This is a genomic window from Veillonella atypica (assembly GCF_041431435.1).
GTDB lineage: Bacteria > Bacillota > Negativicutes > Veillonellales > Veillonellaceae > Veillonella > Veillonella atypica.
The window spans coordinates 126907-143389 of sequence record NZ_JAPVXV010000001.1; the positions used below are offsets into that span (position 1 = coordinate 126907).

A 16483-nucleotide genomic window follows, 5' to 3' on the forward strand; every position below is an offset into this window, starting at 1 on the left:
TATATTAAAAGCTAAGATTGAAAGAAGTACTCTACAACTAACTTTTTAGCGAGAACCGATGGTGGGAGGGTTTAAGGATAGGTAGACGAAATGCATTCATGAGCTGACATCCCGATTATAGGTAGGTTTGTCCGGTGACGCGCCGTTATGCGATGAGTGGGTACTATATTGGTGCCTAACAGAGTGGAACCGCGGACCATCGTCTCTGTATGAGATGAGGGTTCTTTTTTATTTTTCGAATATGGAGGCATCAGTATCGATGAGAGAAATTACAGTTTATAATACAATGACGCGCCAAAAAGAGGTATTTACTCCTGTAACACCAGGTGAAGCAAAGATGTATGTTTGTGGTGTAACACCATATAATCATCCTCATATTGGTAATGCTCGTCCTTTTGTAACGTGGGATGTAATTCGTCGCTACATGAAACATGTAGGATATAAAGTAACGTATGTACAAAACTTCACTGATGTAGACGATAAGATTATTAATACATCTAATGGTGAAGGCGTAGCATGGGACGTAATTGCTAATCGTTATATCGATAGCTATTTTGAAGTAATGGATGCACTTGGCGTAGAACGTGCTGATGTATACCCACGCGTATCTACTCATATCCCTGATATTCTCAAGATGATTTCTACGCTTATTGACAAGGGCTTTGCTTATGAGCTAGATGGCGATGTGTATTTTAGCGTAGAAAAATTTGACCATTATGGTGAATTGTCTGGCCGTACATTAGATGATATGGAAGCTGGCGCTCGTATCGAAGTAGATGGTCGTAAGAAGAATCCTATGGACTTTGCACTTTGGAAAGCTGCAAAACCAGGTGAACCATTCTGGGAAAGTCCTTGGGGCAATGGTCGTCCAGGTTGGCATATTGAATGTTCCGCTATGAGCCAAAAATATTTAGGTGAAGAATTCGATTTTCATGGTGGTGGTAGTGATTTGATTTTCCCTCATCATGAGAATGAAATTGCTCAATCTGAAGGCTGTTCTGGCCATCATCCTTCTGTAAAATACTGGTTGCATAATGGATTCATTACGATTAATTCCGAAAAAATGTCTAAATCCTTGAACAATTTCTTCTTGGTGAAAGATATTTTGGAACAATATAGTCCAGATGCTTTGCGTTACTTCTTACTTAGCACACATTATCGTAGCCCATTGGATTTCTCCGATGAACGCTTAGAAGAAGCAAATAAATCTTTGGAACGATTAGGTACTGCTATCGAAAATCTTTTATATCTTGAAAAATGTGAAGCTGGCCCTTGTGACGATGCTCAACGTTTATTAGAAAAAGCTAAAGAATATGAAGAAGAATTCGAAGCCGCTATGAGCGATGATTTTAATACTGCATTAGCTACATCTAGCATGTTTGGTCTTGCTAAGGAAATTAATATTTACTATCAAGTTGTAACAGGTAGAGAAGGCGTTGTTTGCCAAGATGCTATCGCAGAGGTAAAACGTATCTTTAAATTTATGACAGAGGTTATTGGCGTATTAGAAAAAGCTTGGGAAGGTAATACTGGTGCTGACGCAGCAGAATACGAACAATTGATGGATGTTATTCTCTCTGTTCGTCAAGCATGCCGTGAACAAAAGCAATGGGCTCTTGCCGATTGCATTCGCGATCGTTTAGCTGAAATTGGTATTACTATTGAAGATTCCCCTACAGGAGCACGGTGGAAAAAGCGTGAAATTTAAGCAATTTCAATTTCTGAAACAAGAAGCTATTAAAAAATTAATACTCTTAGATACTAAGGAATATTCTTTTGTATCTAAACCAGCATCTGAAGTATTAGCTTCAGATGCTGTTATGTTGGCCTATATTGGTGATGCTGTATATTCTATGTACATTAGACAACGCGTTGTAGAAATGAGTATTTCAAAGGTTCAGGTTCTACATACATTGGTAACCGAATTTATTTGTGCAAAATCTCAGTCAAAAGTATTGGAACAATTAGAATCAATGTTTACAGATGATGAACAAACAATTGCTAGACGAGCTCGAAATAGTAATGTCAATGTACCTAAGAGTAGCTCTGTACGGGAATATCGAAATAGTACCGCCTTTGAAGCAGTCCTTGGTTTCTTATATGAAACAGGTCAGCAAGATCGACTTAATGAATTGATGAAAGAGGCCTATTCTATTACATTAAGAGGACTTTCACATGGATAATTATATTGTAGGCAGAAATGCCGTAAAGGAAGCACTAAAAGCAGGCCGTTCTATACAACGTATTTTGGTGAGTGATGATAAAGTTAAAACGGGGTTATCTGACATCGTAGGATTAGCAAAATCCAAGGGGGTAGAGGTTCGTCCCACACCTGTTAAACAGATGAATCGATATGAAACGGATGTACCTCATCAAGGTGTCATTGCTTTTGTTAATGCTGTAGAATTCAAAGACCTTGGAGAAGTATTGCAAGAGTCCAATCATGAGAATCCATTGCTTATCTTAACGGATGGTGTAGAGGATCCTCATAATATGGGGGCTATTATCCGTACTGCTGAATGTGTGGGTGCTACTGCAGTTTTGATTCCAAAACGTCATAATGCACCTATTAACGCAACGGTTGCTAAAACATCTGCCGGTGCAGTGGAACAAATTCCCCTTGTTCAAGTTGGCAATGTTACACAAACGATTAAACAGCTTCAAAAGCAAGGATTTTGGGTTCTTGGTGCTCATATGGAAGGTGACCGTACCTTGTATGAAACCGATTTAACGATACCTACCGTCCTTGTTATTGGAAATGAAGGTAAGGGAATTAGTCGTGTCGTAAAAGAAGCTTGTGATTTCCTAGTTACCATCCCTATGTATGGTAATTTAAATTCTTTAAATGCATCTGTAGCAGCTGCTATTCTCATGTATGAAGCAGTTCGACAACGGACTATGAAGGTAAAATAGAGGTGCTACATGTTAAAGGATATTTTAATCGTCGATGGGTATAATGTCATCTTCGCATGGCAAAGTTTAAAAAAACTGGCTAATGAATCCTTGGAACACGCTCGAATGGAATTACGTAATCAGCTTTTAAACTATGGTAAATTTAAAGGCTATGAGGTTATACTCGTGTTTGATGGTAAATATACTAAGTCGATAGCGAGTATCGAAGAAATCACTAAAGGGTTTATAGAAGTATATACCGATGATGGTGAAACGGCAGATTCTTTTATTGAACGAGAAGTATTCTTGCGTCAAGGTAAGTATACTAATGTATACGTCGTTACTTCTGACGGGGCTGAACAAAATCAAATATTAGGCTCTGGTGGACTTCGGATTCCAGCAAGAGAATTGCAAAATGATATGCGTCTTGCCAAGCAAGAGGAACGCTTGCAATATACACATAAACATCATCGTGACCAAATGGTACTCAGGAGAAATGAGGTATATGACCACTTAGATCCCGATGTGGCTAAAAAATTAGAAGCTATACGGAGAGGTACAAAGTAAGCACAACAGATAGACCTGCTGTAGTAGTATGAAGTACATTCTATTTCATAAATATTGCAGAACATATATAATTCAAGTATAATAACATATATTGGTATTTCTACAATATGTGATTGTATGGAGGACCTATGAACAATTTTCATATGCAACAGTCCGATTACAATTTCAAAGAAATGACTGATGAGCAAGTTGTGGTCATAGCTCAACAAGAGCAAAATGAGTTTGCAATCGACTATATAGTCAATAAATATAAAAATTTTGTGCGCGCTAAGGCGCGTACCTATTTTCTTGTAGGTGCCGATCGAGATGATATCATTCAAGAAGGCATGATTGGCTTGTATAAGGCTACTCGTGATTTTAGACATGATAAATTAGCCTCTTTTCGGGCCTTTGCAGAACTATGTATTACACGGCAAATTATTACGGCCATAAAATCTGCGACGCGTCAAAAACACGCACCACTCAATTCTTATATTTCTTTAAATAAACCTGTGTATATAGAAGAGTCTGAACGGACCTTGTTAGAAATGCTTTCATCAGCACGAAGTACAAATCCAGAGGACCTCATTATTAGCCAAGAAGAGCTAGATGATATAGAAAAAAACATAGGACATATTTTAAGTGATTTAGAGTGGCAAGTGTTAGAAGGCTATTTAGATGGTAAATCATATCAGGAGATGGCAAAAGGTACTGATCGTAGCATCAAGTCGATTGATAATGCTTTACAAAGGGTTAAACGTAAATTAGAGAAGTTTTTGGAACATCGTGTATTAGATGCTCCTACACAGGAAGGATGACTATTGTGACAAATTTTTTGATGGTTTTAGAAATCATTGTGTCCATTTTATTGATTGTTGTTGTAATTGCTCAAACTAGTAAGAGTTCTGGTATGGGCGGCGCCGTTTCTGGTGCGGCAGATTCTACATTCGGCGGTAAAGAACGCGGCTTAGATGGGTTCTTATCTCGCTGTACAATCATTTTAGGTATTATCTTTGCTGTATTGAGCTTAGTTCTAGGGGCAATGATTAACCAATTCTAATTTGAAAGCCTGCCTAGCAGGCTTTTCTTTTTTTCAGCATATATAAATATTATGCAAAGGAGGTGTTTATATGAAAGAAAAAGTGTTAGCGTTTTATAAATCTATTTATCCCCATACGTATCATATCGATGATGCTGCTATGGATTGTCATATTAAGGGCGGCCGTGAATTGGATGCCTTTATGGATGCTGCTAGAGAACTATTAAAAGAGGGGCGCTTAAGTTTTATACGAAAAGATGTATATGCCTATAATAATGATACAGAATTTATTGAAGGTATTTACAAGGGATATAGAAAATCCTTTGGATTTGTTATTACTGCTCCTGATGAAGAGGATGTGTATATAGCAGAACAAAATAAGGGCACTGCTATGCATAATGATAAGGTTCGTGTACGTATTATCACATCCCGAGATTCACGCCATAAACGAGAAGGCGTTATAACTGAAGTCATAGAACGAGCTAATGAAACTGTTGTAGGTACCTATGACAGACAGCATTCCTTTGGATTTGTCATCCCTGATGATGAACGATTGGGAACAGATATTTACGTTGACTTACATAATACCTTAGATGCTCGTAGTGGTGCTAAGGTGCTTGTAAAAATTATCAAATGGCCAGAAGGCGATAAGAAACCAGAAGGTGTCATTACAGAAGTATTGGGCTACAAAGGGGATGTAGGCCTTGATATCAACTGTATTATGGCTAATTATGACTTGCCATTTTCCTTCCCAGAAGATGTTGTGAAAGCGAGTCAACATATCAATACGACCATTACAGATGATCCAAAACGTTGGGATTTACGCGATGTGCCAATGGTTACTATCGATGGTGAAGATGCAAAAGACCTTGATGATGCAGTCAGTGGTCGTAAACTTGATAATGGTAACTATGAACTAGGTGTACATATTGCCGATGTAAGTCATTATGTAGTGTCACAAAAGGCTATCGATAGAGAAGCCTATAAACGCGGTACATCTGTCTATCTAGTGGACAGAGTTATCCCCATGTTACCAGAGGTACTATCCAATGGTATCTGCAGCTTAAATGCTGGCGAAGATCGGTATGCCATGACCTGTATGATGGAAATTGATACACAAGGTAAGGTTGTTAATTATCGGATTCAACCATCTATCATCCATGTGAATCGCCGTTGCAGTTATAAAGAGATTTATAAAGCATTAACCGAAGATATTATTCCTGATGACTTGGCACCTCTTATGCCGATGATTCACAATTTATCCGACATCGCAAAAACTTTAAATGATATGCGTCGTCGTCGTGGTGCACTGGATTTTGATTTCCCTGAATATAAGGTGCTTTTAGATACGGAAGGCACACCATTGCGCATTGTACGTCGCGACCGGACATTAGCGGAACGACTTATTGAAGAGTGTATGCTTATTGCAAATGAAACGGTAGCTACTCATCTAAAGAATACAAACCGTACGAGTGTATATCGTATCCATGAAACACCGAGCGAAGAAAAGATGAGTATGTATCAAAAGGTACTCAATTATTTAGGGCAAGATATTCGATTACATCTTGATGAATTAGAGCCACGCGTATTCCAACATATTTTAGATGCTGTTAAGGGCACGGATATTGAACAAGTGGCTCAAATCATGACATTGCGTTCCATGCAACAAGCTAAATATAGCATCGATAATGCAGGTCATTTTGGGTTGGCGTCGAAATGCTACACACACTTTACATCGCCTATTAGACGATATCCAGATCTCATGGTACATCGCTTATTAAAAGCTGATATGGGATGGACTGATGGATATGCAAACCGCGATACTAAAACAGAATTTTTAGAACGTGCGGCTGTCCATTCTTCAGAACGTGAACAAGTGGCTGTAGCTGCTGAGCGCGACACAGTCGATTTAAAGAAAACCCAATATATGGTTCCATTTATTGGCGAAGTCTTTGAGGGTAAAATATCTAGCATCACATCCTTTGGTATGTTTGTAGAGTTAGATAATGGTATCGATGGTCTTGTTCATATGAATATGATGACTGATGATTACTATTTTTACGATGAAGAACATTTCCTATTAGTTGGCAAGCGCACGGGTCAAATCTATCATTTAGGTGATACGGTAACGGTGACATTGGTGAAAGCTGATGTAGAAAAACGTCAAATCGATTTCGTACTTGGCGAAGTGGATAATCTTATGAGAATTCAAGAAATGATGAAGAATTCCGAAGGTTATGTAGGGGTAAGAGAAAAGAAACCGTTTGGGCGTTCTGGTATCTCTAAACAATCTAAACGAAAAGGCAAGGGACATAGCAAGTCTTCTAAACGAAGAGAACGATATTCTGGCTTATCTAGTGTTACAAAGCATAAAAAGGGACGCAAAGACCATAAAGCGTCTAAGAAAAAAGTAAAGAAACGTAAACGATAATGAAATATTAATACCTACTGTGAGGTGACTATGGCAAAGAAAGATGCACCATCATTAATTGCAGATAACCGTAAGGCACGTCATGATTTTAATATTCATGAAACCTATGAAGCGGGCATCGCATTGACGGGAACAGAGATTAAATCGATTCGCCAAGGTAAATTAAATCTTAAGGATAGCTTTATCCGCATTGATAAGGGCGAAATGCTTCTCTACGGTGTTCATATCAGTCCTTATGAACAGGGCAATCGCTTTAATCATGAGCCTGAGCGAACACGTAAACTATTGATGCATAAATCGGAAATAAAAAAATTATTCCAACAAGTGAAAGAAAAGGGATTCTCCTTGATTCCGTTGAACTTTCATTTTAGCCGTGGCTATGTGAAGGTAACGGTTGGTCTTGTAACAGGCAAAAAATTGTACGATAAACGCCAAGATATGGCAGAACGGGATGCAAAGCGTGACATTGCTAAGCGTTTGAAAGAACAACAAAAATACTGATATATAATAGGAGGATGTTTAGTGGAAGTTAATCAATACTTTTATAGTTTGGCAAAAATATCAGCTCAAAAAGCAGCTGAAAACGGAGTGCATGTAGATCCTAAATTTATATATACTCAATGGTACATTGAAACAGGTGGGTTTACATCACAACTACAAGCAACACATCATAATCTAGGTGGTGTTACAGCATCAGATGGCAGCTGGAGACATTTTACGGATTTTATTGATTTTGCTAACTATTTTGGCAATTATTTGACATACTATAGAGAAGATGGCATGACAAATGCTACATCTCTGTATTCGTATATCAATGCCTTGTACAATGGCGGATACTTTACAGCAGATTTTAATTCTTATTATGGATCTGTATTACAAGTTTTTAATACAATCAATTTCTAAACATGTTAAGGGACTGTGTTACAGTCCCTTATTTTTATGCATATTGTTAACTTGATACAAAATATAAGTTGATAAATATCACATATTTTTTTATAATGTAAACAAAGTGTGATTTATTTAGTTGACAATGTAAGTGCATGAAGAGGTGAATACTATGAGTCAAATTCGTCAAATCACAGAAATCGGTATTCTAACAGCTATGATTACAATCTTGGGAGCTATCAAAATTCCTAATCTTGTGCCGGGTATTGAGTTCCAGCTATCGGCTCCGCTAGCGGTAGCAATTTGCGCGGCCTTTGGATTTAAAAAGTACATCATCAGCGGTTGTTTATCCAGCCTTATCGGATTGGCATTGGGGACGCAAAATTTTCTAAGTGTTGCTATTGCTATGCAGTTTAGATTGGTCGTTGGTTTCTTATTATGGATTTGCAAAAATCATATGCTCGGTGTAATCCTAAGTGGTCCTATTGCATCTACAGTGGCTCGATTAACACTATCCGTCTATGTTGGTAAAGGTGCTCTCGCTATGGTTATGCTTGCTGTACCTGGCATGATCTTTACCGCTATTGTGGCGCCTATTATGACTGCTGTATTTAAAAAGGTTGTATCAGCAGCTACACATAGTGCACCTCGAAAGGTTGTGTAATGATGGGGCTATATAGTATTCGTATGCGCGGTGCAGAAGGCGGACCTCATGAAGAAGGGGGACGCCATATATCTGGGGCTGAACGCATTGTGGAAGAAAGTGATTTAGAATCTGTAGCATCCTCTTTAATTCATCGTGCATTGCATCATAGTAAAGGAAAATCAGATTTTATAAATATTCGTATAGACGCGGTTCACGATGAGGATATTACATATGTTGATTGTATTGATGTTGATGAACATGAGACTGCATCGGTAAAAGAATCACATGAATTAGCAAAAAACTTACTACAGTCTGTAGTGAGCCATAAGGCAGTAGAAAATGCTTTCACAGAACTAGGCCAACTACCAGGTAATATGCGTGGTGCCATTCTGATGGATGCCAATACAGGTGTGCGATTGGATCAAGATACTATGCGCGGTGTTCGCGTAAGTCATATGGATGCGTGTGGCAACGAAACAAGATCTATGAATGTGCATATGCGTGAAGCACTAGTACTAGCCACAAAGGTGCAGTCATGTCCTGGTATTGTAGGTGAACTTTGTTGGTCCGACGATCCAGATTATACAGTTGGGTATGTAGCATGTAATGGCATATATCATCGCATTCCGAATATGAAAGAAATGGGAAATCCTATCGGGGGCCGTGTATTTTTTGTAGATACAAATAGGCCTATTCGTGAAATTGTTGATTATTTAGAGAATACAACAGTATTGGTACGGTGGTAGCATGGATTATTATCAAGACTTTCAAAAAAAACTAGAGGCTAAGGAGCAAGAACAAAATAAAAGAACGATTAAGACCTACGAGCCCTTAGATGCAGTACGTGTAAAACGCAATGATAGCGAGTATATCATGATGGCATCTAATAATTATTTGGGGCTTACCCATGAACCTCGTGTACAACAAGCGGCTATGCAAGCAATTCAACGATATGGCACCGGCTCTGGTGGTGCTAGACTTACATCAGGATCGTTTCCATTGTTTAAGGAATTAGAAATCGCTATAGCCAATTTTAAAGAAACGGAACAGTCACTTGTGTTTAATACAGGTTATATGGCTAATGTTGGTACGATTACGGCCTTAATGAACAAGCATAGCGTCATCATTAGCGATGAATTAAACCATGCTAGTATCATCGATGGGTGTCGCCTCAGTGGAGCTCATATTGAGCGGTATAAACATAAAGATGTAGAACATGCTGAATACATTCTTAAGAATTATAAATCTGCGTATAAAATGATCATTACTGATGGTGTATTTAGTATGGATGGAGATATTGCACCATTAGATAAGCTGTATGAGTTAAGTAAGGAATATAATGCTCTTCTTATGGTAGATGATGCGCATGCGACCGGTGTCATCGGAAATGGGCGAGGTACGGCTCATCATTTTGGTCTTACCGATGTAGATGTACAGCTTGGTACCTTGAGCAAGGCCTTGGGTTCTGTTGGCGGCTACGTGGCGGGGCGTAAGGAATTGATAGAATACCTGATTAACTATAGTCGTAGCTTTATATTTTCTACAGCTTTGTCCCCGGCGGATATCGGTGCGGCTTTAGAGGCTCTACGAATTGTACGAGATGAACCATCTGTGGTCGATACATTACGTGATAATACTGTGTATATGGCACATAAATTACAGGCTATGGGCATTGATTGTGATGATGAAACACCGATATTCCCGATTGTGGTAGGCGAGAATGATCGAGCCTTAACATTGGCCCGTGAGTTAGAAGAACGAGGGGTTATTATTACAGCTATTCGACCTCCTACGGTTCCTGTTGGTGAAAGTCGCCTACGCATGACGGTGACTGCTGCTCATAGCAAAGAGCAACTTGATTATGTCGCAAAAACGCTACATGAATTACTAGTTGACATGAATATACATTAGGGGTATGATAGATAAACCAACAAACCCATGGGGATGTAAAGGTTTCGACAGGGGCGAGTGTGGTATAGATAGCGAGTCGGCGTTCCATTGGGCCGTTAAACGGTGGAAAAACATTTAAACGCAGAAGAAAATTTTGCATTAGCTGCATAAGCTACGTCCCTCATACTTGTGCCTACCAAGTGTGAATGGACGTCAAACCGTAGGCTGGCTTAATTTAGTTGTTCATATGAATTAGGCGAGACAACATGAACTGGAGTACTGTAGTTTGTCTGTGAGCGATAGGTACTTGAGACTTAAATCATAGACTGTGCTCGGAGAGGTCTATATGGCAACGCTTTTGGACAGGAGTTCGACTCTCCTCATCTCCACCATGAGATGATTCATACCGAAGATTAGTATCTTGTAATGATACTAATCTTCGGTATTTTTTTGTTTTGTACACAAATTGTTATAAAAGTCAACAATATATGGTGTGAAATTGTACGCAATTGAATGTTTAAAAATATAGATAATATCTAGCTTTATTAGAGGTTTATAGGATATAGAAATCTTGACTATCCCATGGGAATAAAGTACAATATATTGAGAAACTTATGAATTTGGATCTTATAAATTTAGTGTTATGAAAAGGAGTACATGTAATGAAGTCTCGATATTCACGCATGTTAGCAGTATTAGCAGTATCTGCTTTACTGGTGGCAGGTTGTGGTAATCAACAACAGCAATCTGCTGATGTGGCGGTAAATTCGTATAAAATCGTATCGCAAAACGCACAAGTTGATCAAACCTATACAGGTACGGTTAAGGCAGAAAATTCTGTGGCTGTACATGCTCGTATTACTGGTTATGTGGTGGAAAAATTTGTTAAAGGTGGGGACCAAGTAGTAGCTGGTCAACCTTTATATCGCATCGATTCTCGCCAATATGAATCCAATGTAGCAACAGCGGAAGCTAATGTAGCAAGAGCTAATGCAGATTATCAAAATGCAGAAACTGATTTAGGTCGTTACGAAACATTGGCAAGTCAAGACGCGATTGCACGCCAACGCGTAGATACTCAACGTTCTGCTGCAGAACAAGCTAAAGCAGCTGTAGAAGCACAACAAGCAGCATTGAAGATTGCGCAAGATAACTTGGGTGACACTATCATTTATGCACCATATTCCGGCACATTGAGCATGGATGCTGTTGATATAGGTACATTTGTTAATGCAGGATCCACGACATTGGTAACCATCGATTCTGTAGATCCTATTTTCGTTGAATTTAGCATGACTGAACAAGAGTATCTTGAATTTATGGCTACTCGTTCTGGTGATGAAAACAGCGGTCTTAATTTGAAATTACGCTTAGCTGATGGCAAGGAATATAATCAAGTAGGTTCTGTTGTTCAAGCGGCAAGAACTTTAGATCCTTCTACAGGTAAGTTAATTTTGAAAGCTTCCTTCCCTAATCCTGACCACTTATTGTTACCTAATATGTTTGCTACCGTTATTTCTCCTGGTGAAAAATTAACGGATGCCATTTTGGTACCTACAAAAGCTATTTTACAAATTATGGATAAAAACTTTGTATATGTCATCGGTCAAGATGGAACAGTATCTCAAAAGGCTGTTGAACTTGGTGGCACTACAGGGGCTTTCACAATCGTTAAATCTGGTCTCATTAGTGGTGATGAAATCGTTGTAGATGGTTTAACTAAGGTTAAAAATGGTGCAAAGGTACAAGCCACTGAATTGTCTAAAACACAAATTGAAACAGCTAAACAATAGGAGGTAAGACGTGTCGAAATTCTTTATTAATCGACCTATCTTTGCCATTGTTATTGCCATCATGATTACATTAATCGGTTTGCTTTCAATGGTTAATCTTCCGGTAGCTCGATATCCACAAATTTCACCACCAAGTGTACGTGTTAGTACCATGTATACAGGTGCTACGCCTCAAGTACTGAATGATACTGTAGCCAGTGTAATTGAGTCTCAAATTGTAGGCGTTCAAGATTTAGACTATATGACATCTGATAGTGCTAGTACTGGTACATATTCTTTGTCATTACAGTTTAATCAAGGTAGTGATCCCGATATGGATACGGTTAATACCCAAAACCGTGTGCAAGCGGCGCTAGCTCAACTGCCTTCAGAGGTCCAACAAGTTGGTGTAACAACGACAAAATCCTCTGGCGATATGGCGTACATTTTCTCCTTGAATTCTCCAAATGGTACCTTTGATAGTACATTCCTTAAAAACTATGGTACAAACTATTTGATGGATGCCATTAAGGGCGTAAAAGGTGTTGGTTCCGTTCAAGAATTCGGTTCTGACTATGCAATGCGCATTTGGTTAGATCCTAGCAAGATGCAAAAATTAGGCATTACCATGTCTGATGTAACATCTGCTATTAAAAGCCAAAACGTACAAGCTGCAGCTGGTACAGTTGGTAAAAATCCTACCAATGGAGAACAAGCATTCCAGTATCCAATTAAAATTGATGGCCGTCTAGTGACAGAGCAACAATTTGGTAATATTGTTATCAAGAACTCTAATGGTACTGTATTACATTTAAAGGATATTGCTCGTATTGATGTGGGCGCAAAAGGGTACGATTTTGTCGCTAAGTCTTCATATCGCGATCCAAATGCTCCATCTGGTGAGATTTTATTTGTTGAACATCGTCCGTCTGCTGGTTTTGCCATTTCTTTACAAAATGATGCAAATGCTTTAGAGACGATTTCAAATGTTCAAAAAATATTGCAAGAACAGTCTAAGTCTTTCCCACAAGATTTGGAATATCACGAAGTCGTAGATAATACGAAATTCGTACGTGCCTCTATTAATGAAGTAGAGCATACATTCTTTGAAGCTTTATTGCTCGTACTCATCGTAGTGTATGTATTCTTGCAATCTTGGCGTTCTACATTGATTCCGATGATTGCAGTACCTGTATCATTACTAGGAACATTTGGCGCGTTTGTATTATTAGATTTCTCCATCAATACATTAACACTGTTTGCCATGGTATTGGCTATCGGCCTTGTCGTCGATGATGCTATCGTAGTGGTAGAGGCTGTTGAATATGAGTTAAAATATAATGGTTTATCTCCAAAAGAAGCTGCCATTGCGGCTATGAAAAATGTACAAGGCCCAGTAGTTGGTATTGCCTTTGTATTAGCCGCCGTGTTCATACCTGTTGCATTTATGGGCGGTATGACCGGTATTTTATATAAGCAATTCGCCTTAACAATTGCCATTTCTGTGGCGATTTCCGCAGTTGTTGCGTTAATTTTGACACCATCGTTGTGTGCATTGATGTTAAAACCACATGTACAAAATGAACGTGAAGACTTTGTTCATCGTCAACTCAATAAATTTAATCGTGGCCTTGAACGTTTTAGTGATTGGTATGGTAAGGTGTTAGCTCGGTTGAGCCATCGTCTGAGCTTAACCGTTATTACATTACTCGTCTTTGCTGCTGGTACAGGTATCGTATTCCATTTCTTACCTACAAGTTTCGTACCTGCAGAAGATAGTGGATATTTCCTTATTGCTGTAAATGAACCACCAGGAGCAACGTCTGCTCGTACCGTGGAAACTCTTGATAAAATCAAAGATTTCTTAGAGCAAACACCGGGCATTAAAGATAATGTAGAACAAGTATTTACTGTTTCTGGGTTTGACCTTTTAGGTGGCTCTCAAAAATCTAGTGCTGGTGTTTCCTTTGCGGTATTAAAAGATTGGGATCAACGTAAATCATCTAATCAATCTGTTAATGCTATGGTGGGTGCAGTATTTGGCTTTGGTGCGAAGAATGTACCTGAAGCTAGTGTAGTAGCTTTGAATCCTCCATCCATTCCAGGCCTTGGTAACACTGGTGGCTTTACAATGTATATCATTAATAAAGCTGGTGATAGTGCTGAGGTAATGGCTGAACGGGCTCAGGCATTTATGGCAGAAGCTAGAACTAATCCGGCTATTCAAACAGTGTATACCACATTTAATACATCATCCCCATCCTTACAATTTGAAATCAATCGTGATAAGGCTGCTCAAGATGGTGTTCAGCTCACTGATATCTTCACCACATTGCAAGGTTTCTATGGTAGTATTCAAGTTAATGATTATACATCGTATGGTAAGAACTATAAGGTTGTTGTTCAAGCAGAGGATCAATTCCGTCAAAATGCTGACAACTTGAATATGCTCGCAGTTCGTAATAGTAAGGGACAAATGGTTTCTATTGCTAACTACATTACGAAAGAAAAGACGGCAACCCCTTCATCTATCACTCGTTTCGATAATGCTATGGCCGTTAAAATTGGTGGCTCTGCGGCTCAAGGATATGCTTCTGGTGATGCAATTCAAGCATTGAAGGATGCAGCTGCTAAAACATTGCCAGCTGGTTATACCTATGATTGGGGCGATCAATCCCGCGAAGAATTGAAGGCTGGATCACAAACCATGTTGATTCTAGGTCTTGGCTTGACATTTGTATTCTTGATTCTTGCTGCATTGTATGAATCCTGGAAAGTTCCATTTGCTGTATTATTCTCCGTACCATCTGGTATGATTGGTGCTGCATTAGTACCATTCTTGTTGAATTTTACAGGTCGATTCCAATTAGCAAATGACATCTATATGCAAATTGGTTTGTTAACATTGGTAGGTTTAGCTGCTAAGAATGCTATTCTGATTATCGAGTATGCGAAGATTCGTGTTGACGAACGCGGTATGGATGTTGTCGATGCGGCTATCGAAGCGGCTAAGATTCGTTTGCGTCCAATCTTGATGACGTCCTTTGCATTCATCCTAGGCGTATTGCCATTGGCAATTTCTACTGGTGCCGGTTCTGGTGCTCGTACATCGATGGGTATCACAGTTGTAGCAGGTATGACAACAGCTACATTCTTTGGTATCTTTATCATTCCAATGCTTTTCATTATCGTCGAAAAGATTGGTCCTGGATTCTTTACAAAACGTAAAAAGGATCACTAATTCCAAATTTCATAACACAAATAAAACACGCTTATAACATAGCTTATAGGCGTGTTTTTTTAACTATTTTATGGTATAATATGCTAGTTAAAACGATTTAATTATCGCATGGGCGATATTGTGAAATATTTATATAAAAGAGGTATAAACATGAGTGAAGTAAAAACATTTGTGGCTGGTCATAAAAGCCCTGATACTGATTCTATTTGTTCTGCTATTTCTTATGCTAATTTGTTAACACAAATGGGTACACCTGCAACGCCTGTATGTGCTGGTGATGCGAATAAGGAAACTAAATACGCATTGGAACATTTCGGTTTCGAACACCCACAAATCGTTACAAACTGGGAAGAGTTCGCTCCTAATGGTGGCGATTTATACTTAACTGACCATAATGAATCCAAGCAAATCATCGATGGTTACAAATCTATGAATATGTGTGGTGTTATCGATCATCACCGTATTGGCGATTTTGAAACTGATGGCCCTGTATTCATTCGCATGGAACCAGTAGGTTGTACAAATACAATTTTGACTAAACTTTATATTGAAAACAATCAAGAAATTCCTAAGAATATTGCCGGTTTGATGTTGTCTGCTATTATTTCTGATACTGTATTGTTCCGCTCTCCAACGTGTACAGAAACAGATAAGGAAATGGCTCATAAACTAGCTGCTATCGCTGGTGTAGATATCGATTCCTATGGTTTAGATATGTTGAAAGCTGGCGCAGATATTTCTGATTTAACAAACGATGAAATCGTACGTACAGATATGAAGGAATTCTCCGAAGCAGGTCAAACGATTTCTATCGGTCAAATTTCCGTTATGGATACAACTGATGTGTTGGCTAAGCAAGCTGAATTAGTAGCAGCTCTAGAAGCTCTTCGTACAACTAACGGCTATGCTGCATCCTATATTATGGTTACCAATATTCTTGATGAAAGTACAACATTGATCTATAGCGGCGATGTAGAATCCGTTGTAGTTAACGCATTTGGTAAAGACGTAAAAGATAATGCTGTATTCTTACCAAATACAATGTCCCGTAAGAAACAAATTGTACCTCCAATTTTAGGAGCTATGAAATAATAAAGGATATCGACATATCATGGTAATAAAAACGTTGCTCTTGCAACGT

At 38.7% G+C, this 16483-nt stretch carries 15 protein-coding genes, 1 other RNA gene and 1 other annotated feature; all 16 genes read left to right on the plus strand.

Annotation, left to right across the window (positions count from 1 at the left end):
* Window positions 1-4 precede the first annotated feature (4 nt).
* Window positions 5-210 (plus strand) — a binding site (T-box leader).
* A gap of 49 nt (window positions 211-259) precedes the next feature.
* The 16 genes from cysS to O3598_RS00680 all read left to right on the plus strand — a co-directional run bounded on the left by cysS (window position 260) and on the right by O3598_RS00680 (window position 16434).
* Window positions 260-1708 carry a cysteine--tRNA ligase gene (gene cysS / locus O3598_RS00605; protein ID WP_371451400.1) on the plus strand — a complete coding sequence of 483 codons (1449 nt, stop codon included), beginning with the start codon at window positions 260-262 and terminating at the stop codon, window positions 1706-1708.
* Window positions 1698-2183 (plus strand): Mini-ribonuclease 3, encoded by a 486-nt coding sequence (locus O3598_RS00610; protein ID WP_371451402.1) that lies wholly within the window; start codon window positions 1698-1700, stop codon window positions 2181-2183. Before cysS ends, O3598_RS00610 begins: the two co-directional genes overlap by 11 nt.
* A complete protein-coding gene (rlmB, locus tag O3598_RS00615) occupies window positions 2176-2913 on the plus strand; it encodes a 23S rRNA (guanosine(2251)-2'-O)-methyltransferase RlmB (RefSeq protein WP_316111585.1) in 738 nt (245 codons plus the stop codon). Before O3598_RS00610 ends, rlmB begins: the two co-directional genes overlap by 8 nt.
* A 9-nt stretch (window positions 2914-2922) precedes the next feature.
* Entirely contained in the window at window positions 2923-3459 is a 537-nt protein-coding gene (locus tag O3598_RS00620) for an NYN domain-containing protein (protein ID WP_005379915.1), read from the plus strand.
* Between the two features lie 128 nt (window positions 3460-3587).
* Entirely contained in the window at window positions 3588-4256 is a 669-nt protein-coding gene (gene sigH / locus O3598_RS00625) for an RNA polymerase sporulation sigma factor SigH (protein WP_371451404.1), read from the plus strand.
* 5 nt (window positions 4257-4261) lie between these two features.
* Window positions 4262-4498, plus strand: a complete 237-nt coding sequence (secG, locus tag O3598_RS00630; RefSeq protein WP_005377589.1) for a preprotein translocase subunit SecG — start codon at window positions 4262-4264, stop codon at window positions 4496-4498.
* A 70-nt stretch (window positions 4499-4568) separates the two neighbouring features.
* Window positions 4569-6908: a ribonuclease R gene (gene rnr, locus O3598_RS00635; protein WP_371451406.1), complete on the plus strand. Its 2340-nt coding sequence runs from the start codon at window positions 4569-4571 to the stop codon at window positions 6906-6908.
* Window positions 6909-6938: 30 nt separating this feature from the next.
* Window positions 6939-7409: an SsrA-binding protein SmpB gene (gene smpB, locus O3598_RS00640; RefSeq protein WP_005377596.1), complete on the plus strand. Its 471-nt coding sequence runs from the start codon at window positions 6939-6941 to the stop codon at window positions 7407-7409.
* A gap of 21 nt (window positions 7410-7430) precedes the next feature.
* Complete coding sequence (locus tag O3598_RS00645) at window positions 7431-7811, plus strand: glucosaminidase domain-containing protein (RefSeq protein WP_005377606.1); 381 nt, start codon at window positions 7431-7433, stop codon at window positions 7809-7811.
* Window positions 7812-7965: 154 nt separating this feature from the next.
* Window positions 7966-8457, plus strand: a complete 492-nt coding sequence (locus O3598_RS00650; RefSeq protein ID WP_270523982.1) for a hypothetical protein — start codon at window positions 7966-7968, stop codon at window positions 8455-8457.
* On the plus strand, window positions 8457-9185 hold the full coding sequence (locus O3598_RS00655) for a 6-carboxyhexanoate--CoA ligase (RefSeq protein ID WP_270523980.1): 729 nt from the start codon (window positions 8457-8459) through the stop codon (window positions 9183-9185). Before O3598_RS00650 ends, O3598_RS00655 begins: the two co-directional genes overlap by 1 nt.
* Window position 9186: 1 nt before the next feature.
* Complete coding sequence (gene bioF / locus O3598_RS00660) at window positions 9187-10350, plus strand: 8-amino-7-oxononanoate synthase (RefSeq protein WP_275249134.1); 1164 nt, start codon at window positions 9187-9189, stop codon at window positions 10348-10350.
* A gap of 29 nt (window positions 10351-10379) precedes the next feature.
* Window positions 10380-10721: a transfer-messenger RNA gene (ssrA, locus tag O3598_RS00665) on the plus strand.
* A 270-nt stretch (window positions 10722-10991) separates the two neighbouring features.
* Window positions 10992-12122: an efflux RND transporter periplasmic adaptor subunit gene (locus O3598_RS00670; RefSeq protein ID WP_316064968.1), complete on the plus strand. Its 1131-nt coding sequence runs from the start codon at window positions 10992-10994 to the stop codon at window positions 12120-12122.
* A gap of 10 nt (window positions 12123-12132) precedes the next feature.
* A complete protein-coding gene (locus O3598_RS00675) occupies window positions 12133-15342 on the plus strand; it encodes an efflux RND transporter permease subunit (RefSeq protein ID WP_287516133.1) in 3210 nt (1069 codons plus the stop codon).
* A gap of 150 nt (window positions 15343-15492) precedes the next feature.
* Complete coding sequence (locus O3598_RS00680) at window positions 15493-16434, plus strand: manganese-dependent inorganic pyrophosphatase (protein WP_105084181.1); 942 nt, start codon at window positions 15493-15495, stop codon at window positions 16432-16434.
* The last annotated feature ends 49 nt before the right edge of the window (window positions 16435-16483 follow it).

What these genes read in the sequence shown, in the direction of transcription:
- cysS (WP_371451400.1), top strand. Translation starts at nt 260, where the DNA reads ATGAGAGAAATTACAGTTTATAATACAATGACGCGCCAAAAAGAGGTA.
- rlmB (WP_316111585.1), top strand. Translation starts at nt 2,176, where the DNA reads ATGGATAATTATATTGTAGGCAGAAATGCCGTAAAGGAAGCACTAAAA.
- O3598_RS00620 (WP_005379915.1), top strand. Translation starts at nt 2,923, where the DNA reads ATGTTAAAGGATATTTTAATCGTCGATGGGTATAATGTCATCTTCGCA.
- sigH (WP_371451404.1), top strand. Translation starts at nt 3,588, where the DNA reads ATGAACAATTTTCATATGCAACAGTCCGATTACAATTTCAAAGAAATG.
- rnr (WP_371451406.1), top strand. Translation starts at nt 4,569, where the DNA reads ATGAAAGAAAAAGTGTTAGCGTTTTATAAATCTATTTATCCCCATACG.
- smpB (WP_005377596.1), top strand. Translation starts at nt 6,939, where the DNA reads ATGGCAAAGAAAGATGCACCATCATTAATTGCAGATAACCGTAAGGCA.
- O3598_RS00650 (WP_270523982.1), top strand. Translation starts at nt 7,966, where the DNA reads ATGAGTCAAATTCGTCAAATCACAGAAATCGGTATTCTAACAGCTATG.
- O3598_RS00655 (WP_270523980.1), top strand. Translation starts at nt 8,457, where the DNA reads ATGATGGGGCTATATAGTATTCGTATGCGCGGTGCAGAAGGCGGACCT.
- bioF (WP_275249134.1), top strand. Translation starts at nt 9,187, where the DNA reads ATGGATTATTATCAAGACTTTCAAAAAAAACTAGAGGCTAAGGAGCAA.
- O3598_RS00670 (WP_316064968.1), top strand. Translation starts at nt 10,992, where the DNA reads ATGAAGTCTCGATATTCACGCATGTTAGCAGTATTAGCAGTATCTGCT.
- O3598_RS00680 (WP_105084181.1), top strand. Translation starts at nt 15,493, where the DNA reads ATGAGTGAAGTAAAAACATTTGTGGCTGGTCATAAAAGCCCTGATACT.